The following is a 20,736-nucleotide window of genomic DNA, read 5'->3' as shown; positions in this document are numbered from 1 at the left end:
AACAGTCCGGCAGAATTATCTCTTCTAAACCGGTAGGAAAACTTCCTCCATGACGCGCCCGTCACACAAGCGGCCGCACGACCGACAGGACATACACAGACCTTCCACAACAATCGGCCCTAGGCTCGTCGAAACCGTGCGGCACCTGAAAGAAGGAGCGGACGATGCCCCGGAGCCCCGGACCGGCGCACGAGGGACGACGACTCCCCCGGCCGGACGAAGAGGTCGTCGACCAGGGCCTCGGCTTCGACCTCGGCACGCTGGTGAGCCGGCGGCACCTGCTGCGCGGGTTCGGCCTGGCGAACGGCGGCAGACCGTTCGCGGGCACGGCGGTCTACGTCTGGCACTGCGACCGCGCCGGGCAGTACTCGCTGTACTCGGAGGCGGTCAAGGACCAGAACTACCTGCGCGGCGTCCAGATCGCCGACGCCGCGGGCAAGGCGACGTTCTTCTACGCCACCACCGGGTACGAGGCGTCGGTGAGCGCCCTGAGCCGGGTCAGCCTGGACAGCGACAACGTCTTCGGCGACGACTCGGCCGCCACGCAGCTCGGCACGGTCACCGGCGACCCGGCCAAGGGGTACGCGGTCTCGCTCACGGTCAGGGTGGACACCAGCACGACCCCCACCGGCGGTCAACTCTCCGGCGACGGCGGCCCGTCCGGAGCTCCCGGCGGCCCCGGCGGCACCCCGCCGAGCGGCGCGCCGCCGGCCCGAGTTCCGTAACCAGTTTTACTTGCCTGTAACAGTTACATCGACAAGACTGACTGCGTCGGACGCACCCCGCCGCCGAAATCCCCCACCGGATCACCTCGGCCATTCCCCGGACCGATGCCGGCGCGGCGGCGAGGGTGCGCCCTGTTTCTCAGCCGGCCACGCGCAGGCTCAGCCACAGCGCGAGCACCCCGGCCACCAGGGCCGGCGGCACGGTGAGCACGCCCAGCCGCAGGAAGTCGCGGGCGTCCGGCGCCGCGTCGTGGGTGTGCAGGATCTGCCGCCACAGCAGCGTGGCCAGCGAGCCGACGTACGTGAGGTTCGGCCCGACGTTCACCCCGATCAGCATGGCCAGCAGCAGCCCGGGCCGCGACTCCACCACCGGCAGCAGCGCGAGCGTCGCCGGCAGGTTGTTGAGCAGGTTGGCCAGCGCGGCGGCCAGGAACGCGACGGCCAGCAGCCCGAGCAGGTCGGGGTGGTCGGGCACGATCGCGTCGAGCAGGTCCTCGAGGCCGTGCCGCTGCACCGCGAGCACCACGACGCCGAGCGCCAGCACGAAGGCGCAGAAGGCCGGGTTCGCCTCGCGCACGAGCGTGCCGACCGGCACCCGGCGGGGCACGGCCAGCAACACCGCCCCGGCCACGGCCACCCACGCCGGGTGCACGCCGAGCGGGTGCACCACGGCGAAGCCCACCAGCGTCACGGCGAGCACCACCAGGGCGTACCGCGGGGGCGGCCCGTTGCCCTGGTCGGGCCGGGGCTGCTCGCGCGCCCGCAGGTCGGCCCGGAAGTACGCGCGGAACACCAGGTACTCGACGAGCACGACGGCCAGCCAGGGCAGCGTCATCAGCCCCGTGAAGCCGAGAAAGCTCAGCCCGCCGGCCGCGAAGGCGAGCAGGTTGGTCAGGTTGGAGACGGGCAGCAGCAGCGAGGCCGAGTTGGCCAGGTGGGCCGAGGCGAACGCGTGCGGGCGGGGCCGGGCGCCGACGCGGGCGGCCGTGGCCAGCACGACCGGGGTCAGCAGCACGACGGTGGCGTCGAGGCTGAGGAAGGCGGTGATGAGCGAGGCCGCCACGAAGACGGCCGTGAGCAGCCGGGGCGGGTGACCTCCGCCCAGCCGGGCCGCGACCCTTCCGGCGTACGAGAAGACGCCATGATCGGCCGCGAGGTGGGCCAGCACCAGCACGGCGGCGAGGAAGCCCACGGTCGGGCCTAGCTCGCGGATCTCGGCGAGGGCGTCGTGCCACGGGACGAGACCGGCGGCGACCGCGACCCCTGCGGCCGGGACGGCGGCGACCGCCTCCGGCAGGCCGCGCGGGCGCGCGACGGCGAAGGCCAGCACGGCAGCCAGCAGGATCGCCGAGATGATCAAGTCCACGGCGGCAGGTTACGAGTCGAACAGTTCCTGCGCACCCGAGACGGTGAGCACACGGGCCACCGGTCCCGTGGCGTTGACCACGCGGAAGCAGGCGTCGAGCGAGACGGCCGCGTTGTAGCCGTCGATCAGCGCGCCGAGCGCCTCGGAGTCGATGAAGGTGACGCCGGCGAGATCGACCACCACGCCGCGCCTGTCCCCGCCCGGCTCGTCGAGAGCTTCGAGGATCGACGCGCGCAGGTCGTCGCGCGCGTTGATGTCCAGCTCGCCGCTGGGGCGCAGGATCGTCGCGGCCCGGCCGGCCGCTCGCTCCCGGCCGATCTCGTAGGAGTCCGCCACGGGGGCATTTCTATCAGGCCGCTGGAGATTCAGCCCGGGAAGCTGGCCCAGACGTGTTTGGTGGTCTCGGTGGTGTACCAGCCCGTGTCGATCGCGAAAGTCTTCGTGAGCTGCAGTCCGAGCCCTCCGGCGCCCAGCGGACGGCTGTCGTCGACCTCCGGGAGCGTGCCCACGTCGTAATCCGCGACGTCGAGGATCAGCCGGTGGTCGTAGCGCAGCAGGCGCACCTCGGTCGGCGGCAGCCCGTGCCGCAGCGCGTTGGTGGCGAGCTCGGTGGCGACCACGGCCATCTTGTCGAACAGGTCGTCCACCTCGGCCGCGTTGTTCTCGATCGCCTCGCGCAGGGCCGCGCGCAGCCTGCGCAACTCGCCGAACGCGTCGAGGGTCCAGCAGCGCAGCTCGACCGCTGCCGGATAGGGCGCGGCGGGGCGCAGGCCAGACATGCCGTCCATCTTGCCCTGCCCGGGAGGTTTCACACGGGCCCGGGTGGTTACACAGAGACGTGACGGTCCGGTCCGGCCCCGTTCGCATCCAGAGCCTTGGATGCCCGGTGAGATCCTCTCCGTATATTTGCTATCACGCAAAGTAACTCATACTTTCGGCTAGTCTTTTCTGGGCCTCTCGGTTAGGGTTTTCATACCCGAACGGCCTAGTGTGCGTGGTCGACGGCGGGGGAATAGACACCGTCGACCTTGAGATAGGGACACCCGACCGACCGGGTCCTCGCAGTGTGAGGACCGGCTCTCCGGAGAGGTGCCAGGGAGGACCACCGACATGACCGTCACCGAGACCGCCAGCACAGAGCAGGCGCAGGAAGCACTTCCGGCCGGCGTCACGGCGCCCGCCGACAGCGCGGCCGAGCTGCTGAACGCTATGGCCGCGATGCCGGCCGGTCACCCGTCTCGCGCCGCTCTGCGCGACCGGGCGATCGAGGCGTGGCTGCCGCTCGCCCGTCACCTCGCCCACCGCTACTCCGGCCGCGGCGAGCCCACCGACGACCTCGTCCAGACCGCCACCGTCGGCCTGATCAAGGCCGTCGACAAGTTCGACCCCGAACGCGGCGTCGACTTCGCCGGCTACGCCATCCCCACCATCATCGGCGAGATCAAGCGCCACTTCCGCGACCGCACCTGGTCCGTGCGCGTGCCCCGCCGCCTGCAGGAACTGCGCCTGGCCATCACCGAGGCCAACAGCACCCTCACCCACAGCCTCGGCCGCTCCCCGACCGTCGCCGACGTCGCCGCCCACCTGGGCGTCACCGAGGAAGACGTCCTCGAAGGCCTGGAAGGCGCCCGCGCCTACAACGCCACCAGCCTGTCCACCCCGATCAGCGCCGACGGCTCCACCGAGCTCGGCGACACCCTCGGCGGCGAGGACTACGAGTACGAGCTGGCCGAGACCCGCGTCGCCCTCGGCCCCGCGCTGGCCACCCTCGACGAGCGCGAGCAGAAAATCCTCACGCTGCGCTTCTACGGCAACCTGACCCAGTCGCAGATCGCCGAGCAGATCGGCATCAGCCAGATGCACGTCTCCCGCCTGCTCACCAAGGCGCTGACGAAGCTGCGCGGCCAGCTGGCGTCCGACACCCTGTAAAGCTTCCGCAAGAATTTCGTGGCCGGCCCGGTTCGGGCCGGCCACGAGTCTTTTCCGGCTCAGGCGAGCGGGGCCGTGCCGCCGAAGCCCGTCGCCAGGCGGAACGGGGCACGAACGCCTGAGCCGGCACCGCGCAGCAGCACCAGCGCGCCCGTCGACTTCTGAACGGCTGCCAGGTCCGGGTAGCCGTCCCGGTCGAAGTCGCCGACGCCGATCAGGTCGCGCAGACCGGTGGCGGTGGCGCCCAGCTTGAGGCGCTTGCCGGTGAAGCCGCCCTTGCGCCCGGTCCACAGGTACAGACCGCCGTCGTAGGTGACCCGCGCCGCCAGGTCGGGGAACCCGTCGCGGTTGAAGTCCCCGGCGCCGGCCAGCTCGGTCTTGCCGGCCCAGCCGCTGCCGACCAGCTTCGGGCGGGCCAGCGCCGCGCCGGGCAGCCCGGCGTACAGGTAGAGCTTGTTCGCCTTGGAGATCGCCAGCAGGTCGGGGTAGCCGTCCCCGGTGAGGTCGCCGATCGCGGTGATCTCGCGAAGCGCCTGCCAGCCCGAGGCCAGCTTCCGCGGCCGCCCCAACCCGGAACTCGCGCCGGGGTGCAACCACAGCTCACCGTTGGACCGGCGGGCGACCACGTCCTCGCGGCCGTCCCGGTCGAGGTCGCCGATCCGCACGATCGCGGTCATGGCCTTCCAGCCGCCGCCCAGCGAGCGCCGCGCGTTCGCGTCGACCAGCGACCCGTTGCCGGGAAAGGCCGCGAGCGACCCGGTCGCGGACCGGCCCAGCACGTCCGGCCAGCCGTTGCCGGTGAAGTCGGCCGCCCTGGTGCGGGGCAGCGGCGCGAAGTCCACGTAGTCGTTGTCGACGTTGATCGTGACACCGCCGTACGTCTCCTTGTGGCCGCCGCGGTACTGCTTCATGCGCCGCTTGCCGGGCCAGGCGGTCGCCGGGATCCGCGGGTCGGCGAGCGTGACCTTCTGGTCCCAGCGGGCGAAGTCGACGTAGTCGGGGCGGGTGTATCCGGGTGTCGCGTACGCGGTGACCTGGTCGGCGATGCCCGAGGCGACGCTGGAGTAGAAGCCGGAGAAGTAGCCGTTGTCGTGCAGCCGGGCGGTCCAGCCGTTCAGGAAGGCCAGCACACCCTTGCGACAGGCCGGGTCGTCGGTGCGGTACGCCTCCAGGTCATAAATGATCACGCTCTCGCGCGCGAGACCCAGCGCGCTCGCCTGTGCGACGGCGTCCGAGGCGGCGGCGCGGCCCTGCGTGTCGGCGTGCGCGTTGTCGATCAGCGTGCGGCTGCTGCCGATAGTCGTGCAGGTCGCCTGCGGGCCGACGTAGAGCGGCAGCAGCTTCCAGCCGGCCTGCACCTGCTCCTTGACCCAGCCGGCGGTGAGCTGCGGCTGGGCACAGGCGCGGTTGACGCCGCCTATGTAAATACCGACGGCCCGGTACGGCGACGAGGCGCGCCACGCCTTCATCGAGGCGCTGGGCGGCGCGGTGCACGCGTCGAACGCAGAGCCGGTGAAGGCGCCCGGCTGGACGGTGCTGTACGCGGCAGCGTCGGCGCGGGTGAGCGCGAAGGCCGACATGCTCACCACCACGGCGGCGATCAGCGCGGCGACCGCGGTTCTGCGGCGCGACAGGAAATTCATGACGGCACACCCAAGCAAGCCGGCCTCCCCTCCGGCCACGGCCGAACGGCCGGTCCGTCCGGCCCGCTCGTTCAACTTCTTGATCAACGGATTGGTCGCGGACGATCCCCCACCGGTCCCCGGCCGGTTACAGTCGCCCGGTGGAGCCCGCCTTCGTGCTGCACGACCACCGCAAGCCCCGCCCGCACTTCGACCTGCGGCTCGAGGAGAACGGCGTGCTGCGCTCGTGGGCCGTCCCGCGCGGGCTGCCCACCGATCCGGCGCGCAACCGGCTCGCCGTCGCCGTGCCGGATCACGACCTCGACCACCTCACCTACACCGACGCGGACAAGTCGATCGCGGACATCGGCTGGTGGGAGCTTCAGGACCGCACCGACAAGCGGTTCGTCTTCACGCTGCACGGCCGCGACGGGTCGCACCGGTACGCGCTGATTCACACCGACGGGGTCAACTGGCTCCTGCACCGCACCAGGGATCAGCCGCAGTAGCGACTCCGCGCGTCGGCCCCGCGGGATCCCGGCTACCGTTGAGCCGATGCAAGCCGACCTTCCCGGATTCCTGCACGGCGTGGCCCCGCTTCTCGACCGCTGGGGCTATTACGCCGTTGCCGCCATCATCGGGGTCGAGAGCTTCGGCGTCCCCGCGCCCGGGCAGACCATCATGGTGGCCGCGGCGATCTACGCGGGCGCCGGGCGGATGAACATCTTCGCCGTCGCGGCGCTCTCCTTCGTCGCGGCCGTGCTCGGCGACAACGTCGGCTACTGGATCGGGGCGCGCGGCGGCCGCAAGCTGGCGCTGCGCTGGGGCCGGTACGTCTTCCTCACGCCCGAGCGGCTCGCCCGCGCCGAGGGCTTCTTCGCCCGCCGCGGCGGCCGGGTGGTCGTGGTCGCCCGCTTCATCGACGGGCTGCGCCAGCTCAACGGGGTGATCGCCGGGATCACGGCGATGCCGTGGCGCACGTTCCTGCTCTACAACGCGATCGGCGCGGCCCTCTGGGTGGGGCTGTGGACGACCGTCGCCTATCTGCTCGGCACCCACCTGGTCGAGATCATCGAGCACGCGCACCGCTACAAGTGGTGGGCCATCGCGGCTGTCACGCTCGCGGTGGCCGGCTACGTGACGCTGCACGTGCGGCACATCCGCCGGCGCCGCGCCCGGAAGGCCGCGGCCGATGACACGATCTCCGAGGAGATTGCGCCGCCGCACCACGGGTAGGGCAGAAGTGATACGGAAAGGAGACACGCCGTGAGCACCAAGCTCGAACGCCGCCGGGAACAGAGTGCGGCAGCCAACGAAGCGGTCGAGCGCACCAGGACGACCGTCACCGAGCTGGAGAACCGGCTGCGCACCAACGCCGACGCGACCCGGTTGCAGACGCAGGCGTTGCGCAACGCCGAGGCCGAGGCCAGGCGGCTCAAGCGCTCCCTCAAGACCCAGGCCCGCGACAAGGCCCGGCTGGAGAAGGCGCACCGCAAGGCCGTCACCCGCGCGCAGAAGGCCCAGAGCCGGGCCGCCGCGCTCGACGAGAAGTACGAGCAGAGCCTGCTCGCCGATCTGATCCAGCGCGAGAAGGCGAAGGACCGCGCCGCCGCGTCAGCAGCCGCCGAGACGAAGTCGGCCCAGCCCGCCGCGTCCGCAGCCGCGGAGACCAAGTCGGCCCAGCCCGCCGCGTCCGCAGCCGCCGAGACCGAGTCGGCCCGGCCCGCCGCTCCGGTCAGTCCCGACCTGCCGGCCGTCATCCCGCCGGTTCCGGACCAGCCTGCCGACGCCGCTTCTCCGAACGGCGACGCGCCGGCCACCGACACCCCGCCTGCCGATGCGTCGGGCGGCCAGGCGGAGACCGCCGCTCCGGTCGAACCGAACACGGCCGTGGCCACCGCGGCCCGCTCGACCGCGCGCAAGGCGGCCGCATCGGCCTCCACGCGTGCGCGGGCTCCCCGCAAGAGCACCACGGCCGCCGAGACGCCGGCGCCCGCAACCCCCACCCGGCGCAGCGCTCCGCGTAAGCGGACCACCTGATCCCGTACGCCTCATTGCCTCTCGTCCGTGGCCGAGGCGGCCACCCGTCCCGCGACGTGGTGGCCGCCCCCGCTGTTCGCCGAGCCCGACTGAAGACAAGGACCTGGAGGTTGTAGGTGCCCGAGACCCATCCGGCCCCGTTCGACATCAGCACCGTGCGGGCGATCCTGTTCGACATGGACGGCACGCTCGTCGACTCGGATCGGGCGGTGGAGCGGTCCTGGCTGTCCTGGGCGTCCGAGTACGGGGTCGACGGGCAGCAGGCGTACGAGATGGCCCACGGCAGCCCCAGCGCGACGACCGTACGCAAGCTCCTGCCCCACCTCGACGAGGCCGCGCTGGTCGTGGCGGCGGCGCGGCAGCTCGAGCTGCAGTACGACGACCTCTCCGACGTGCAGGCCACCCCCGGCGCCCGCGAGCTGCTGCTCAAGCTGACGCTCAAGGGCATCCCGTGGGCCGTGGTGACCAGCGCCGACAGCCGGCTGGCCAAGGCCCGCCTGGCGGCGGCGGGCATAGTCGCGTCGGTGCTCGTGACGACCGACGACATCGGCGCGGGCAAGCCCGACCCGGAGGGCTACCTGCGGGCCGCGGAGCTGCTCTGCGTCGACCCGGCGGACTGCCTGGTGGTCGAGGACGCCGAGGTGGGGCTCGCGGCGGGACGCGCGGCCGGCGCGCGCACGGCGGCGCTGCGCGGGCTCGACGGCGACCTGCGGCTGAACACGCTGAACGACCTCGCGGCCCTGCTCACGTAGCGGGCGCGTCCGGCAGGTCGTCGAGGAACGCGGCCGGCGGCACGAAGAACAGCGAGCCGGTCACGGCGGTCGAGAAGTCGAGGATGCGGTCGTACGTGCCGTACGGGTCGCCGAGGAACATGCGGCGCAGCATCAGCTCGGGAACGTCGGGCGTGGCGGCGTACGCGATGTAGTACGTGCCGAACTCGCCGTCCTTGATCGAGCCGAACGGCATGTTGTCGCGCAGGATCTTGAGCTCGTTGCCGTCCGGGTCGTCTACCGTGTTCAGTGCGACGTGCGAGTCGGGCGCCTTGTCCTTGAGCTCGATGTTGTCGAGCTTGGTGCGGCCGATCGCGGCCTCCTGCTGCTCCACGGTCAGCGCGTTCCAGGCGGCCAGGTCGTGCAGGTACTTCTGCACCATCACGTAGCTGCCGCCGGCGAACGCCTCGTCCTCCTCGCCGATCACCACGTGGTCGAAGGCCTCGGCGCCCACCGGGTTCTCGGTGCCGTCGACGAAGCCGAGCAGGTCGCGCTCGTCGAAGTACTTGAAGCCGTGCGTCTCGTCGGCCACGTCGGCCACGTCGCGCAGCCGCTCGGCCAGCTTGCCGGCCAGCTCGAAGCAGACGTCCATCTGCCCGGCGCGAATGTGGAACAGCAGGTCGCCCGGGGTGGAGGGCGCGCTGTGCCGGGGGCCCTTCCAGGCGCGGAAGCGGTGCAGCCCGGCGGGACGCGGGCCGGCGAACAGGCGGTCCCACAGGTCGGAGCCGATGCCGGTGACGCAGGACAGCTGGGCGGCGGGCAGCCGGAACCCGACCGACCGCTGCAGGCCGCTCACGTCCTCGAGCAGGTCACGGACGACCTGCTCCCCGCCCGGGCGCACGGTGAACACCAGGAAGATCGCGGCGTCGGTGAGCGGGGCCAGCACCGCCTGCGAGGTGACGGTCGGGGCCAATGATCGAGGCGCGGTCATGGGCCGCAGTCTAGGGGCGGCGGGACCGATAATGGCCCGATGAAGCACTTCGCGTTCGCGGGGCGGACCTGTCTGGTCACGGGCGCCGCCGGAGGGATCGGCGCGGCGCTCACCCTGGAGCTGGCGCGCCGACGGGCGGTGCTGGCGCTGGTCGACCGGGATGCGGAGGGCCTCGCCCGGGTCGCCGAGATGGCCCGGGAGCTGGGCGCGGGCGACGTGACGACGTACGAGGTGGATCTGGGCGACGGCGGCGACCGGCTCGATCTGGCCGCCGAGGTCGCGTCCCGGCACGGCGGCGTCGACCTGCTGGTCAACAACGCGGGCGTCACGCTGATGGGCAGCTTCGAGCAGAACAGCCTGGCCGACTTCGAATGGCTGCTCGAGATCAACCTCCTCGCGGTCATCCGGTTGACCAAGGCGTTCCTGCCGCAGCTGCTGGAACGGCCCGGCTCGCACCTGGTGAACGTGTCGAGCCTGTTCGGACTCATCGCGCCGGCCGGTCAGGTGGCGTACGCGACCAGCAAGTTCGGCGTGCGCGGCTTCACCGACGCGCTGCGCAACGAGCTGGAGCCGCGCGGCGTGGGGGTGACCGTGGTGCACCCGGGCGGCATCCGTACGAACATCGCGGCCGCCGCCCGGCTCAGCGCGGGCGACCCGGGCGGCGCACAGGCCGAGCAGGCGCGGCGCTTCGCCGAGCGGGCGCTGACCATGCCGGCCGAGGAGGCGGCGAAGCAGATCGTGGCCGCCGTGCACAACCGCAGGCCACGGCTCGTGATCGGCGGCGTGGCCAAGGGCGCCGACTGGCTCGCCCGCCTGACGCCCACCCGGTACTGGCGCCTCAGCCAGCGGGTCGCGGCACGCCGCCGGATCACCTGACTAGTGGATGTGGGAGCCGCCGTTGACGTCGTAGGTGGCCCCGGTGATGTAGCCGGACTCCTCCCGGCACAGATAGGTGATCAGGTCGGCGACGTCCGCCACGGTGCCCGCGCGCCCGCTCGGAACGCCGGCGATGATCTGCGCCTTGCGCTCGGGGTCGAGCTTGCCGGCCGTGATGTCGGTGTCGATCAGGCCTGGAGCGACCGAGTTGACGGTGATGCCGTACTGACCCACCTCGCGGGCCAGCGCGCGGGCGAAACCGAGCTGCGCGGCCTTGGCAGCGGAGTAGGCCACCCCGCCGAAGACGCCGCCGCCCCGCTCGGCGGACACCGAGGACAGGAAGACCACGCGGCCGAACCCGCGCTCGGCCATGCCCGGCGCGAGACGACGGGTGATGTTGTACGACCCGCGGACGTTCACGGCGAAGATCCGGTCCCATTCCTCGCCGGTGACCTCGAGGAACGGCACGGGTGAGGTGATGCCCGCATTGTTGATCACGGCGCCGGCCGGCGGCAGCGAGCCGGTGATCGCGTCGACGGCCTGGCCCACGGACCGCTCGTCGGTGACGTCGCAGGCCACCCCGAGCGCCTGCACCCCGTGCTGCTCGGCGACCTCGGTCGCGGCCTCTTTTGCGCTGGCCTCGTCGATGTCGAGGATCGCGATGTTCCAGCCGGCGGCGGCCAGGGTGTGGGCGGTGGCGCGGCCGATCCCGCGCCGGGAGCCGGCGCCGGTGACGACGGCGGTCTTGTCGGAGACGGACATGAGCACTCCTCTGGAAGCGGTGGGTCTCTCCAGGAAAGCTGTCCATCTGCCGACTGTCAACAGTCAACATTTGGATGTTGACAGATTGCGTGCCTAAGATCGGGGCATGGCAGCCGACCCGATGATGAGCCTGGACCGCAGCACGCTGCGTGAACGCGCCCTCGATGCGCTGCGCTTCGCCGTGACCTCGGGGCAGTACCAGCCGGGCGACCACCTGGGCGAGGTCGAGCTGGCCGGCCGCCTCGGGGTCAGCCGCGGCACGATCCGCGAGGCCCTGCGGCACCTGCAGCAGGAGGGGCTGGTGACCCCCGGTGCGCGCGGCATGCTGCGGGTCCGCAGCCACACCGCCACCGAGGTGCGCGAGCTGTTCCAGGTCCGGGCGGCGCTCGAGGGGCTGGCCGCCCGGCTGATCATCGCGTCGCCGGACCGTGACAACGCCGTGCGGGCCCTGCGCCACGCCGTGTCCGAGCTGAACGACACCCCCGGCGACTTCATCGCCCACGTCGACGCCGACATGGCGTTCCACCAGCTGCTCTGCGACCTGTCGGGCAACTCCATGCTGACCACGACGTGGCAGGGGCTGGCCGGGCGCATCCGCGTGACGATCATGGCTCGCGGCGAGCAGCAGTCCGCCCTGATGTCCGGCGACTACCACTCGCCGATAGTGGATGCCATCGAGGTCGGCGACCCGGCCGCCGCCGAGGACATCGTCCACCAGCACATGAGCCGGGCAGCCGAGCGCCTCGCCGCCTGAAGCAGCCCAGCCGCCGCCGTGGACGTCGCCCACCAGCACATGAGCCGGGCAGCCGAGCGCCTCGCCGCCTGAAGCAGCCCAGCCGCCGCCGTGGACGTCGCCCACCAGCACATGAGCCGGGCGGCGGAGCGCCTCGCCGCCTGAAGCGGCCCATAGGCATCACCGTGCAGGGCGTCCGCGACAGCGCCCGGTGGGCTCACCCGGCATCGCGCGCGCATTGATCCGTTTCATTTGCTGCACGTCGCCGTAACAGTGGGTTGACACATCCGACACATGACGTCCAGCATCGTCTCTCAACAGCCGACTGTTAACAGTCAACTGTCGGCACGACGTGAGGGGCTCCCCCATGGCGCAACCCCCGGTTCAGAACGTCGCCCAGTGGCATCCGATCGACGGCACCCCCGAGAAGAAGCGGGTCGCGATCGGCTGCGGAGTGGGCGCGACCATCGAGACCTACGACTTCATCGGCTTCGGCACGGCGGCCGCCCTCTACTTCGGCGACGTCTTCTTCCCCGAGTCCGACCCGCTGTCCGGCACGCTGCTGTCGTTCGCGACGCTGGGCATCGGCTTCGCCGTGCGGCCGCTGGGCGGCATCGTCGGCGGATACCTCGGCGACCGGATCGGCCGCAAGCCCGTCCTGGTCGGATCGCTGCTGCTGATGGGCGTCGCGACCGTCCTCATCGGCGTGCTGCCGACCTATCAGATGGTCGGCGTCTGGGCCGCGGTGCTGCTCGTCGTCGTCCGGGTCATCCAGGGCCTGGCGTTCGGCGCGGAGTGGGGCGGCGCGATCCTGATGACCTTCGAACACGCGCCCTGGCGCAAACGCGGGCTCTACACCGGCATCACGCAGGCCGGCTTCCCGGTCGGGCTGCTGCTCGCGAACCTCGCCTTCCTGGCCAGCGTGCCGCTCGGCTCGCAGTGGGCGTGGCGGGTGCCGTTCCTGCTCAGCGCCGTGCTGATCGTCGTCGGCATCATGATCCGCCTGAAGATCGACGAGTCCCCGGAGTTCGAGGAGCTCAAGGAGGAGGGAGCGGTCTCCAAGAACCCGCTGCTCGAGGTGCTGCGCGACGACTGGCGCAACGTCCTGCGCGCGTTCTGCCTGCGCATCGCCGAGACCGCCGGCTACGCCGTGTCGGTGACCTTCATGCTCTCCTACATCAGCCTGAACGACATCGCCGACCGGCCGGTCACGCTGACCGCGCTGCTGGTCGCCGCCGCCCTGGGCATCGGCGCCACCGCCTGGTACGGGCACCTGTCCGACCGCTTCGGCCGGCGCCCGGTCTACATGGTCGGCTGTGCCCTCGTGGCGGTGTGGGGTGTGCCGCTGTTCCTGGCCGTCAACACCGAGACCGCCGTGCTCATCGTGCTGGCGTTCGTCATCAGCTACACCGTCTGCCAGAACTCGCTGGCCGGCGTGCAGGGCGCCTGGTTCTCCGAGCTCTTCAACGCCAAGACCCGCACCAGCGGCGCCTCGCTGGCCTACCAGCTGTCCGCGGTCGTCTCCGGCTTCACGCCGCTGCTGGCAACCGCGCTCTACGGCAACTTCGGCTGGATCGGACCGGCGCTGCTGTTCACCGCGTACGGCCTGCTCGGGCTCCTCGCGGCGCTGGCCACGCCGGAGACGTGGGGCGCCAAGGAGCGTGAACAGGTCGAGCGCCTCGCCCGAGAGGTCAAGGGCGTCAACACGCACGCGTCCTGGGCCCGCCGCACCGACGCCACCACCGTCTGAGGAGGACGACCATGACATCCACCACCGAACCGCGAACCGACCGCCTCACCCGGCTGCGCGACGCCGCGTACCGGATCCGGCGCAATGCCCTCGACATGGGCGAGGTGCAGGGCCAGGGCTACATCGGCCAGGCCCTCGGCGTCGCCGACGTGCTCGCCGTCGCCTACCTCGACCAGCTGCGGTTCAAGCCCGAGGACCCGCACTGGCCCGGCCGCGACCGGTTCCTGCTCTCCATCGGCCACTACGCGATCGCCCTCTACGCGGCCCTGGCCGAGGCCCGCGTGATCGAGGTCGAGGAGCTGCAGACGTACGGCAGCGACGGGAGCCGGCTGCCGATGTCGGGCATGGCGTCCTACACGCCCGGCATGGAGATCTCCGGCGGCTCGCTCGGGCACGGTCTCACCGTCGCCACCGGCATGGCGCTCGGCCTGCGCCACCAGGGCAACCCGGCCCGCGTCTACAACCTGCTCTCCGACGGCGAGCTGGACGAGGGCTCCACGTGGGAGGCCGCGATGGCCGGCGCCCACCACGGGCTGGACAACCTCACCGCCATCGTCGACGTCAACGCCCTGCAGGCCGACGGCCCGACCGCCGGAGTGCTGCGCACCGAACCGATCACGGACAAGTGGCGGGCCTTCGGCTGGCACGCGATCCGGGTCGACGGCAACGACCTCGCCGCGCTCGTCGCCGCCTTCGACGAGGCCCGCGAGCACCGCGGCTCCCCCGCCGTGATCATCTGCGACACCCGCATCGGCCGGGGTGTGCCATTGCTCGAAACCCGGGAGAAGGCGCACTTCATGCGCGTCGACGCCCACGAATGGCAGATCGCCCGCGACCAGCTCGAGGAAGGCTACCGCCGATGACCACCCCGACCCAGCGCAAGCTGACCACCTCCGCGATGATCGCCTCGTTCGCCGACCCGGGGCAGAAGACGGCAAGCGCGCCGTTCGGCCACGCCCTGGCCCGGCTCGCCGACGAGCGTCCCGAGATCGTCGGCATGAGCGCGGACCTCGCGAAGTACACCGACATGCACATCTTCCGCGACGCCCACCCGGAGCGGTTCTTCCAGATGGGCATGGCCGAGCAGGTGCTGCTCGGCGCCGCGGCCGGCATGGCCGAGGTGGGCCTGGTGCCGTTCGCCTCCACGTACTCCGTGTTCGCCACCCGGCGGGCGTACGACTTCCTCTGCCTGGACATCGCCGAGCCCAACCTCAACGTGAACGTCGTCGGCGGGCTGCCCGGCCTGACCACCGGTTACGGCCCCAGCCACCAGGCGACCGAGGACCTGGCGATCCTGCGCGGCATGCCCAACCTCACGATCGTCGACCCGTGCGACTCCGTCGACATCGAACAGGCCGTGCCCGCGCTGGCCGCCCACGACGGGCCGACGTACCTGCGGCTGCTGCGCGGCAACGTGCCGACCGTCCTCGACCAGTACGACTACCGGTTCGAGCTCGGCAAGGCCGCGGAGCTGCGCACCGGCCGCGACGCGGTGCTGATCTCCACCGGGCTGATGACCATGCGGGCGCTCGCCGCCGCCGACCGGCTGGCCGAGGACAACGTGGACGTGGCGGTGCTGCACGTGCCGACCATCAAGCCGCTGGACACCGAGGCGATCCTGCGCGCGGCGGCCACCGACCGGCTGGTCGTCACGCTCGAGAACCACACCATCCGCGGCGGGCTGGGCGAGTCCGTCGCCGCCGCGCTGGCGTTCGCCGGTCAGGGCCGGGGCATCGTGCCCATCGCGCTGCCCGACGAGTTCCTCGCGGCGGGCGCCCTGCCCACCCTGCACGACCGGTACGGGCTGTCCACCGACGCGGTGGTCGCCAAGGTCCGGGCCTCCCTCTGAGTCAGAACGCAGCGAACCGGCGGCGGTCCTTCCCGTCGATCATGGTGAAGTCGCCGCCGGCCTCGAGCGCGCCCGCCACGGCGTTCACGCTCAGCACCCGGACGCCGATCACGCCGTTCGCCTTCGGCGCCCAGCCGGTCAGCTGCCCCTTCGACGTCACGGCCGCGAGCTTGAAGCGCGGCCGTGAGCCGTCGACGCAGCCGCCCTTGACGCCGTTGCGCTCGGTCAGGCAGGCGCTGTCGAAGTGCCCGCCCACATAGGTGATGCCGCCGGTGACCGCGATCGCCGAGGCGTCGCCGTCGAACACCCGCTGCCAGCGCAGCGTGCCGGTGTGGCTGTAGGAGATCGCCCGTCCGCCCACCCCCGCCGTGGCGACGTGCACGCCGGTCGGGTCCAGCGCGATCGCCCGGACCTCGGCCGGCACCCGCGGCAGGAACCTCGGGTCGACGGTCCCGCCGGCGCCGTCCACCGTGGCCAGCCGCAAGGTGCCCTTGACCGCGTTGACCGTGTGGAAGCCGCCGCCGACGTACACCCGCGGGCCGGCGACCGCCAGCGCGTGCACGGTGTCGTCGGCGGCCGGGCGCCAGCGCGCGTCCAGCACGCCGGTGGTCAGCGAGAAGGCCGCCAGGTTGGCGCGCTTCTGCCCGGAGACGTCGGTGAAGCTGCCGCCCAGATAGAGCCGGCCGTTGCCGATCGCGAGGGCGTAGGGCGTACCGGAAAGGGTGTGCCGGAACGAGCCGACGGCGCCGCCGGTCGGGTGCAGGCGGGCCAGCGAGTCGCGTTTCTCGCCGTCGACCCGGTGGAAGTCGCCCGCGGCGTAGACGCTCTCCGGGGTGGCGGCCAGCGCCCGCACCACCCCGTCGGCGCGCGGCGACCAGTCGAGCAGCTTGCCCGTGCGCGAGTCGAAGGCGGCCAGCCGCTCGCGCGGATAGGTGCGGCCACCCGCGGTGGCGGTGGTGAAGGAGCCGCCGACGTACGTCGTGGCGCCGCGGTGCGCGATCGCGTAGACGCCGCCGTTGAACACCGGCGCCTCCGAGCGCGCCCGCGGGCCCACCGCAGGGGCGGCGGCCGCGGGCAACAGCAGAGCGGCGACAGCTAGAACGAGAACCGGGAGACGTGGCACAAAGTGCCTAACCGTCGTGCGTCCTCGAAAGTCTCGCGACATCGCCGGCCTCGAAGGCGTGCGGCTCGAGATGCTCCAGCTCGGGGACCGGCTCCTGGGTGCGCAGACCCAGCATCGCCAGCCACTCGACGAGCTGGTGGTGCACGGCGTCCGGGCCGACGAGCTCGGTCCCGGTCATCGGCCATCGGCTCGGGTGCACGATCATCGCGTCGGTCTGCCAGCCGCCCAGCCCGCCGTGCGAGCCGACCAGCTCCTCGAACGCGGCGACCTCCTCGGTGACCGGGTCGACGCAGCTGATCAGCACCAGATCGCCGACGTGCGCGGCCTCCTGGTGGCGCAGCAGGTCCTCGCGGGCGCGCGGGCCGTACGGCAGCAGCGGGTCGATGCCGTGCACCACCCCGTCGCGCAGGCGGTGGGTGCCCGACGTGCCCAGCGCGACCGGGCCGTCGTCGTCCAGCACCACGACCAGGCCGATGCCCGGGTGGGCGACCAGCCCGTGGATGAGCCGCGGGTACTCCCGGTCGATCGCGGCCCGGTCGAGCCGGTCGGGGAACTTCGTGAGGTAGAGCAGCGCTAGGTTGCCCGACGAGACGACCAGCAGCGGCGCGACCGGCGGCTCGGGGAAGTGCGGCTCGCGGGTCGCCTCCGCCTCCGCCGGCGACTCGGGAGCGGCCGCCGGGTCGCCCGCCGAGAACCGCTCGACCACCTCGTCGAGGCTCTCGCCGTAGCGCTGGCGGAACGTGGCGCCCTGACTCTGCCCGTGGTCGGAGAGCACCACGAGGTGGTAGCGCCGGGCCGCCTCGGGCGCCAGCCGCTCGAGCACGCCGAGCATGCGGTCGAGGCTCTCGAGCTGGCGCATCGACTCGGGCCGCGCGGGTCCGGCGTGATGGGCCACCTCGTCGTAGTCGACCAGGTCGCAGTAGATCGCCGGCGCGCCGCGGGCCATCTGCTCGGCGATCAGCGAGACGTTCACGTCGCGCAGCAGCATCGAGGCCGGGCGCAGCGCCAGGAACGCGCCCGAGCGGCTCACCCGCGGCTGCAGGTTGCGGCGCCGCTGGAGCCGGGCCTGGTGCAGCTCGGTGAAGACCTCGCCGACGCCCAGCACCAGCGCGCGCGTGAAGCCGTACGGGGAGGCCATGAACGCGGCCCAGCCGCGCGCGGACCGCCCCGGCAGCGCCGCGTGGCTCACCGTGAGCAGGCTGACCGCGGCGTCGCCGCTGAATGCGTTGCCGATGCTCACCCCGCCGTCGCGCAGCAGGCCACGACCGTCGCTGAGCCGCGGCTCGAGCACCGCCGCGTCGCGCGGGCGGTTGGTCACCATCAGCTTGCCGGTGTCCTTCTCGAACCACCGGAACGCCGGGATCTGCCGGGACGCGCCGTGCAGGATGCCGGCCTGCGAGGCGGGCGTGGTCGAGGGCAGCCCGGTGTGCCAGCCGCGCAGCGTGTGGCTGCCCGAGCGCAGCCAGTGCCCGAGCGTGGGCAGGTTGCCGGCCCGCACCGCCCACCGCAGCACCGGCTCGGACAGCCCGTCGAGCTGCACCATCAGCAGACCCGGCTCGGTGCCCTGCCGGGGGCGGCGGAATGTGATGATCGGCCCGCCGACCAGCCGGGCCTGGCGGCGGCGCACCCCGCGCATGAGCCGCTTGGCCTCGCGGACGAAGGTGTCGTCGGAGCCGCTGTCCGCCATCCAGTCGATGATCGCGGCGAACACGACGGCCAGGATCGCGGTGACCACCAGCGAGGGCAACCCGCTGATCCGGTTGGCCGGGTCGATCTCGAGGGCCACCACGATGACCACGACCTGGGCGACGACGCCGAGCAGCATCGCCCCCCAGCCGCCGAGCGCCACGATGCCGACCAGCAGCAGCGGGCGCAGCACGGCGCCCACGCCGGCGACGATCGCCACCAGGCCCAGCGTGTCGACGATGTCGTTGCTCTCCACGCCCGGCATCAGCCACAGCGTCAGGGTCAGCACGACGAACGTCACCAGCGCGCTGCGCAGCACGGCCCGCAGCCGGGTCAGGATGCGCCGCCAGCCCAGCAGCGCGCGCAGCTCGGCCTTCCAGCTGCGGACGGCTGGGGCTGCGGGGGGCTCGTGCGGGCTGATGGCCACCGGAAAACGATCGCACAGCTCCGCCGCGCGGTGACCGGGCGTGCCCGGAATCACCCCGGGCCGGGTACACCCGGTCGAGTGATCATCTGGGTTGCGGTTGTGCCGTCCGGATAGCTTCGGAGCGGTGCGCGCCCGTTTCGTCTTGATCATCCTTATCCTGCTCGGCCTCGCCGCGTGCTCGCCGTCGCCCGAGCCGGCGCCCGCTCCCCCCGCTGCCCCCAAGGTCGTCGGCTACTTCACGGGGTGGGGCGTCTACGCGCGCGACTTCCAGGTCAAGGACCTCGACACGAGCGGGGCCGCCGGGCGGCTCACCCACCTGCTGTACGCGTTCGGCAAGGTCAGCGGCGGCAAGTGCACGGCCGCCGACCGCTGGGCCGACTACGAGAAGCCGATCGCCGCCGCGCGCAGCGTCGACGGGGTCGCCGACGCGGCCGGCGCCACACCGCGCGGCAACATCGGCCAGCTGCGCAAACTCAAGCAGAAGCACCCCGGCCTCAAGGTGCTGTGGTCGTTCGGCGGCTGGACCGGCTCGGCCGGCTTCACCGAGGCCGCGCGCGACCCGGCCGCGTTCGCCCGGTCGTGCCGGGCGCTGGTGGAGGACCCGCGCTGGTCCGGCGTCTTCGACGGCATCGACGTCGACTGGGAGTACCCGAACGCCTGCGGCCTGTCCTGCGACAGGAGCGGCCCGGACGCGCTCCCGAGGCTGCTCGGCTCGCTGCGGTCCGAGTTCGGGCCCGGCGCCGTCGTCACGGCGGCCGTGCCGGGCGACCCCACCAAGCTCGCGGCCACCGACTACCGATCCGCGGCGGACAGCGCCGACTGGCTCAGCGCGATGACCTACGACTACTTCGGCGCGGGCGGCGACGCGCCGGCGCGGACGGCCCCGCACTCGCCGCTCACCGCGTATCCCGGCATCCCGCGCCCCGACGCGACCACCTCGGCCACCGTGGACAAGCTGGCGGAGCTGGGCATCCCGTCCGCCAAGGTGCTGCTGGGCGTCGGGTTCTACGGCCGCGGCTGGACCGGGGTGTCGGCGGCCGAGCCGGGCGGCGCGGCGAGCGGGCCGGCCGCGGGGCGCTACGAGAAGGGCCTCGAGGAGTACGAGGTGCTGGTGAAGCGCTGCCCTCCGACCGGCACCGTCGCCGGCACCGCGTACGCCCACTGCGGCGACCAGTGGTGGTCCTACGACACCCCCGGGACGATCGCGGCCAAGATGGCGTACGCCCGCAGCAAGGCGCTGGGCGGCGCGTTCGCGTGGGAGCTCTCCGGCGACACGGCGACCGGCGACCTGCTCACGTCGATGGCCACCGGGCTCACCCGTTGATCAGCCCACCTGCACCCAGACGTTGTCGAGGGCGCCGTTGAACTGGTCGTTGTCGGCGTAGGCGCCCTTGCCCCCGATGCTCAACGGCCGGTCGTTGGTGATCGGGAGCCCCGGCGGCACGGCGATCCAGCCGCGCAGCAGACCGTCCACGTAGACCGACAGGCGTGAGCCGATCCGGGAACAGCGCAGCCGGTGCCACCGCCCGTCGGCCACCGAAACGACGCTGGTCGCCACGCGGATGCGGCGCTGCCCGTCGCCGACCAGCACGCAGCTGGGCCGCCCGGCGGCGCCGTCGATCTGCAGCTTCCACTGGCTGCCCGTGGTGGAGTAGCCCTTCTGCACGACGTTCTGCCCCTTGCTCGTCTGCGTGGGGCTGAGCAGCACGTCGGCGCCGAACGAGAAGTCGCGGGCGCCGGGGTTGAGGTCGGCCGTCGAGGGCGTCTGCAGCGCCACGTGCGGGCAGGTGCGCTGCGTGCAGCGGGGCGGGAACAGCAGCGCGGAGCCCTCCCCGTGCGCGACCCGCCGCACGACGCCGCCGTGCCCCGAGATGACCCGCAGGGTGTGCCCGCGTCCCGACTCGTCGAGGATGGAGCCGGACGCGCCGTTGAACGCGTAGCGCGCCATCACGACCGGCGTTCCCACCGCCGCGGCTCGCGGACCGCCGGGCGGGGTGGCACGAACGGGCGCGGGCCCGCTGACAACGAAAGCTGCCGAGACGGCGACGACGACCATCCCGCCGAACCAACAAGATCGCATGCCCGAATTATGGCTTGCGCACCCTTGGCTCCGGCCCGCAAACCCCCCGCCGTCCGCCCGATCCTGG

The 20,736-nt window shown here is 72.3% G+C and carries 21 protein-coding genes; 12 read left to right on the top strand and 9 right to left on the bottom strand.

Annotated features, from left to right (window positions below; genetic code table 11):
• The first annotated feature begins 164 nt into the window (after positions 1-164).
• On the top strand, positions 165-725 hold the full coding sequence (locus tag ACSNN8_RS15740; RefSeq protein WP_436649935.1) for a hypothetical protein: 561 nt from the start codon (positions 165-167) through the stop codon (positions 723-725).
• Between the two features lie 139 nt (positions 726-864).
• Here ACSNN8_RS15740 and ACSNN8_RS15735 read toward each other — a convergent pair whose 3' ends face one another.
• From ACSNN8_RS15735 to ACSNN8_RS15725, 3 genes are read right to left on the bottom strand one after another with little or no spacing between them, the layout of a single operon-like run.
• Entirely contained in the window at positions 865-2,091 is a 1,227-nt protein-coding gene (locus ACSNN8_RS15735) for an SLC13 family permease (RefSeq protein WP_436649934.1), read from the bottom strand.
• 9 nt (positions 2,092-2,100) lie between these two features.
• Positions 2,101-2,427, bottom strand: a complete 327-nt coding sequence (locus ACSNN8_RS15730; RefSeq protein ID WP_436649933.1) for an STAS domain-containing protein — start codon at positions 2,425-2,427, stop codon at positions 2,101-2,103.
• A 29-nt stretch (positions 2,428-2,456) separates the two neighbouring features.
• A complete protein-coding gene (locus ACSNN8_RS15725) occupies positions 2,457-2,870 on the bottom strand; it encodes an ATP-binding protein (protein ID WP_436649932.1) in 414 nt (137 codons plus the stop codon).
• Between the two features lie 331 nt (positions 2,871-3,201).
• On the opposite strand from ACSNN8_RS15725, the gene ACSNN8_RS15720 reads away from it, so the two are divergent.
• A complete protein-coding gene (locus ACSNN8_RS15720) occupies positions 3,202-4,020 on the top strand; it encodes an RNA polymerase sigma factor SigF (RefSeq protein WP_436649931.1) in 819 nt (272 codons plus the stop codon).
• A gap of 59 nt (positions 4,021-4,079) precedes the next feature.
• Here ACSNN8_RS15720 and ACSNN8_RS15715 read toward each other — a convergent pair whose 3' ends face one another.
• Positions 4,080-5,663 (bottom strand): glycoside hydrolase domain-containing protein, encoded by a 1,584-nt coding sequence (locus ACSNN8_RS15715; protein WP_436649930.1) that lies wholly within the window; start codon positions 5,661-5,663, stop codon positions 4,080-4,082.
• Between the two features lie 140 nt (positions 5,664-5,803).
• On the opposite strand from ACSNN8_RS15715, the gene ACSNN8_RS15710 reads away from it, so the two are divergent.
• From ACSNN8_RS15710 to ACSNN8_RS15695, 4 genes are all read left to right on the top strand, one after another.
• Entirely contained in the window at positions 5,804-6,151 is a 348-nt protein-coding gene (locus ACSNN8_RS15710; RefSeq protein WP_436649929.1) for a DNA polymerase ligase N-terminal domain-containing protein, read from the top strand.
• Positions 6,152-6,197: 46 nt separating this feature from the next.
• A complete protein-coding gene (locus ACSNN8_RS15705) occupies positions 6,198-6,878 on the top strand; it encodes a DedA family protein (protein ID WP_436649928.1) in 681 nt (226 codons plus the stop codon).
• Positions 6,879-6,908: 30 nt separating this feature from the next.
• Positions 6,909-7,682: a hypothetical protein gene (locus ACSNN8_RS15700; RefSeq protein ID WP_436649927.1), complete on the top strand. Its 774-nt coding sequence runs from the start codon at positions 6,909-6,911 to the stop codon at positions 7,680-7,682.
• 116 nt (positions 7,683-7,798) lie between these two features.
• Positions 7,799-8,434 carry an HAD-IA family hydrolase gene (locus ACSNN8_RS15695; RefSeq protein WP_436649926.1) on the top strand — a complete coding sequence of 212 codons (636 nt, stop codon included), beginning with the start codon at positions 7,799-7,801 and terminating at the stop codon, positions 8,432-8,434.
• On the opposite strand, the gene ACSNN8_RS15690 is transcribed toward ACSNN8_RS15695, so the two are convergent.
• The gene (locus tag ACSNN8_RS15690) at positions 8,427-9,383 is read right to left on the bottom strand and encodes a Dyp-type peroxidase (protein WP_436649925.1); all 957 of its coding nucleotides are present in this window, start codon (positions 9,381-9,383) and stop codon (positions 8,427-8,429) included. The genes ACSNN8_RS15695 and ACSNN8_RS15690 overlap by 8 nt on opposite strands.
• A gap of 39 nt (positions 9,384-9,422) precedes the next feature.
• Here ACSNN8_RS15690 and ACSNN8_RS15685 point away from each other — a divergent pair, with 39 nt between their 5' ends.
• Positions 9,423-10,259, top strand: a complete 837-nt coding sequence (locus ACSNN8_RS15685) for an SDR family NAD(P)-dependent oxidoreductase (protein WP_436649923.1) — start codon at positions 9,423-9,425, stop codon at positions 10,257-10,259.
• On the opposite strand, the gene ACSNN8_RS15680 is transcribed toward ACSNN8_RS15685, so the two are convergent.
• Positions 10,260-11,021 (bottom strand): SDR family NAD(P)-dependent oxidoreductase, encoded by a 762-nt coding sequence (locus ACSNN8_RS15680; RefSeq protein ID WP_436649922.1) that lies wholly within the window; start codon positions 11,019-11,021, stop codon positions 10,260-10,262. It abuts the gene before it with no gap.
• 106 nt (positions 11,022-11,127) lie between these two features.
• On the opposite strand from ACSNN8_RS15680, the gene ACSNN8_RS15675 reads away from it, so the two are divergent.
• The 4 genes from ACSNN8_RS15675 (at position 11,128) to ACSNN8_RS15660 (ending at position 15,353) form a co-directional block, all read left to right on the top strand.
• Positions 11,128-11,775: a GntR family transcriptional regulator gene (locus tag ACSNN8_RS15675; protein ID WP_436649921.1), complete on the top strand. Its 648-nt coding sequence runs from the start codon at positions 11,128-11,130 to the stop codon at positions 11,773-11,775.
• A 346-nt stretch (positions 11,776-12,121) separates the two neighbouring features.
• The gene (locus tag ACSNN8_RS15670) at positions 12,122-13,504 is read left to right on the top strand and encodes an MFS transporter (protein ID WP_436649920.1); all 1,383 of its coding nucleotides are present in this window, start codon (positions 12,122-12,124) and stop codon (positions 13,502-13,504) included.
• 11 nt (positions 13,505-13,515) lie between these two features.
• Positions 13,516-14,367 (top strand): transketolase, encoded by an 852-nt coding sequence (locus tag ACSNN8_RS15665; protein ID WP_436649919.1) that lies wholly within the window; start codon positions 13,516-13,518, stop codon positions 14,365-14,367.
• Positions 14,364-15,353 carry a transketolase family protein gene (locus ACSNN8_RS15660; RefSeq protein ID WP_436649918.1) on the top strand — a complete coding sequence of 330 codons (990 nt, stop codon included), beginning with the start codon at positions 14,364-14,366 and terminating at the stop codon, positions 15,351-15,353. The genes ACSNN8_RS15665 and ACSNN8_RS15660 overlap by 4 nt, the downstream gene beginning before the upstream one ends.
• Position 15,354: 1 nt before the next feature.
• Here the strand turns inward: ACSNN8_RS15660 and ACSNN8_RS15655 are convergent, their stop codons facing one another.
• The gene (locus ACSNN8_RS15655; RefSeq protein WP_436649917.1) at positions 15,355-16,377 is read right to left on the bottom strand and encodes a hypothetical protein; all 1,023 of its coding nucleotides are present in this window, start codon (positions 16,375-16,377) and stop codon (positions 15,355-15,357) included.
• A 106-nt stretch (positions 16,378-16,483) separates the two neighbouring features.
• On the bottom strand, positions 16,484-18,589 hold the full coding sequence (locus tag ACSNN8_RS15650; RefSeq protein ID WP_436649916.1) for an alkaline phosphatase family protein: 2,106 nt from the start codon (positions 18,587-18,589) through the stop codon (positions 16,484-16,486).
• A 124-nt stretch (positions 18,590-18,713) separates the two neighbouring features.
• On the opposite strand from ACSNN8_RS15650, the gene ACSNN8_RS15645 reads away from it, so the two are divergent.
• Positions 18,714-19,913, top strand: a complete 1,200-nt coding sequence (locus tag ACSNN8_RS15645; protein ID WP_436649915.1) for a glycoside hydrolase family 18 protein — start codon at positions 18,714-18,716, stop codon at positions 19,911-19,913.
• Here ACSNN8_RS15645 and ACSNN8_RS15640 read toward each other — a convergent pair whose 3' ends face one another.
• The gene (locus ACSNN8_RS15640; RefSeq protein WP_436649914.1) at positions 19,914-20,669 is read right to left on the bottom strand and encodes a LamG-like jellyroll fold domain-containing protein; all 756 of its coding nucleotides are present in this window, start codon (positions 20,667-20,669) and stop codon (positions 19,914-19,916) included. It lies immediately after the preceding gene.
• Positions 20,670-20,736 lie beyond the last annotated feature (67 nt).

The organism is Actinoplanes sp. URMC 104 (assembly GCF_051386375.1).
Lineage (GTDB): Bacteria > Actinomycetota > Actinomycetes > Mycobacteriales > Micromonosporaceae > Actinoplanes.
The sequence above is the reverse complement of the archived record's forward strand: the minus strand, read 5'-3'. Positions and strand labels throughout refer to the sequence as shown.

Excerpts from the sequence above, each read along its gene's own strand:
- ACSNN8_RS15740 (WP_436649935.1), top strand. The coding sequence starts at position 165 with ATGCCCCGGAGCCCCGGACCGGCGCACGAGGGACGACGACTCCCCCGG.
- ACSNN8_RS15725 (WP_436649932.1), bottom strand. The coding sequence starts at position 2,870 with ATGTCTGGCCTGCGCCCCGCCGCGCCCTATCCGGCAGCGGTCGAGCTG.
- ACSNN8_RS15720 (WP_436649931.1), top strand. The coding sequence starts at position 3,202 with ATGACCGTCACCGAGACCGCCAGCACAGAGCAGGCGCAGGAAGCACTT.
- ACSNN8_RS15715 (WP_436649930.1), bottom strand. The coding sequence starts at position 5,663 with ATGAATTTCCTGTCGCGCCGCAGAACCGCGGTCGCCGCGCTGATCGCC.
- ACSNN8_RS15705 (WP_436649928.1), top strand. The coding sequence starts at position 6,198 with ATGCAAGCCGACCTTCCCGGATTCCTGCACGGCGTGGCCCCGCTTCTC.
- ACSNN8_RS15690 (WP_436649925.1), bottom strand. The coding sequence starts at position 9,383 with ATGACCGCGCCTCGATCATTGGCCCCGACCGTCACCTCGCAGGCGGTG.
- ACSNN8_RS15685 (WP_436649923.1), top strand. The coding sequence starts at position 9,423 with ATGAAGCACTTCGCGTTCGCGGGGCGGACCTGTCTGGTCACGGGCGCC.
- ACSNN8_RS15680 (WP_436649922.1), bottom strand. The coding sequence starts at position 11,021 with ATGTCCGTCTCCGACAAGACCGCCGTCGTCACCGGCGCCGGCTCCCGG.
- ACSNN8_RS15675 (WP_436649921.1), top strand. The coding sequence starts at position 11,128 with ATGGCAGCCGACCCGATGATGAGCCTGGACCGCAGCACGCTGCGTGAA.
- ACSNN8_RS15670 (WP_436649920.1), top strand. The coding sequence starts at position 12,122 with ATGGCGCAACCCCCGGTTCAGAACGTCGCCCAGTGGCATCCGATCGAC.
- ACSNN8_RS15665 (WP_436649919.1), top strand. The coding sequence starts at position 13,516 with ATGACATCCACCACCGAACCGCGAACCGACCGCCTCACCCGGCTGCGC.
- ACSNN8_RS15660 (WP_436649918.1), top strand. The coding sequence starts at position 14,364 with ATGACCACCCCGACCCAGCGCAAGCTGACCACCTCCGCGATGATCGCC.
- ACSNN8_RS15640 (WP_436649914.1), bottom strand. The coding sequence starts at position 20,669 with ATGCGATCTTGTTGGTTCGGCGGGATGGTCGTCGTCGCCGTCTCGGCA.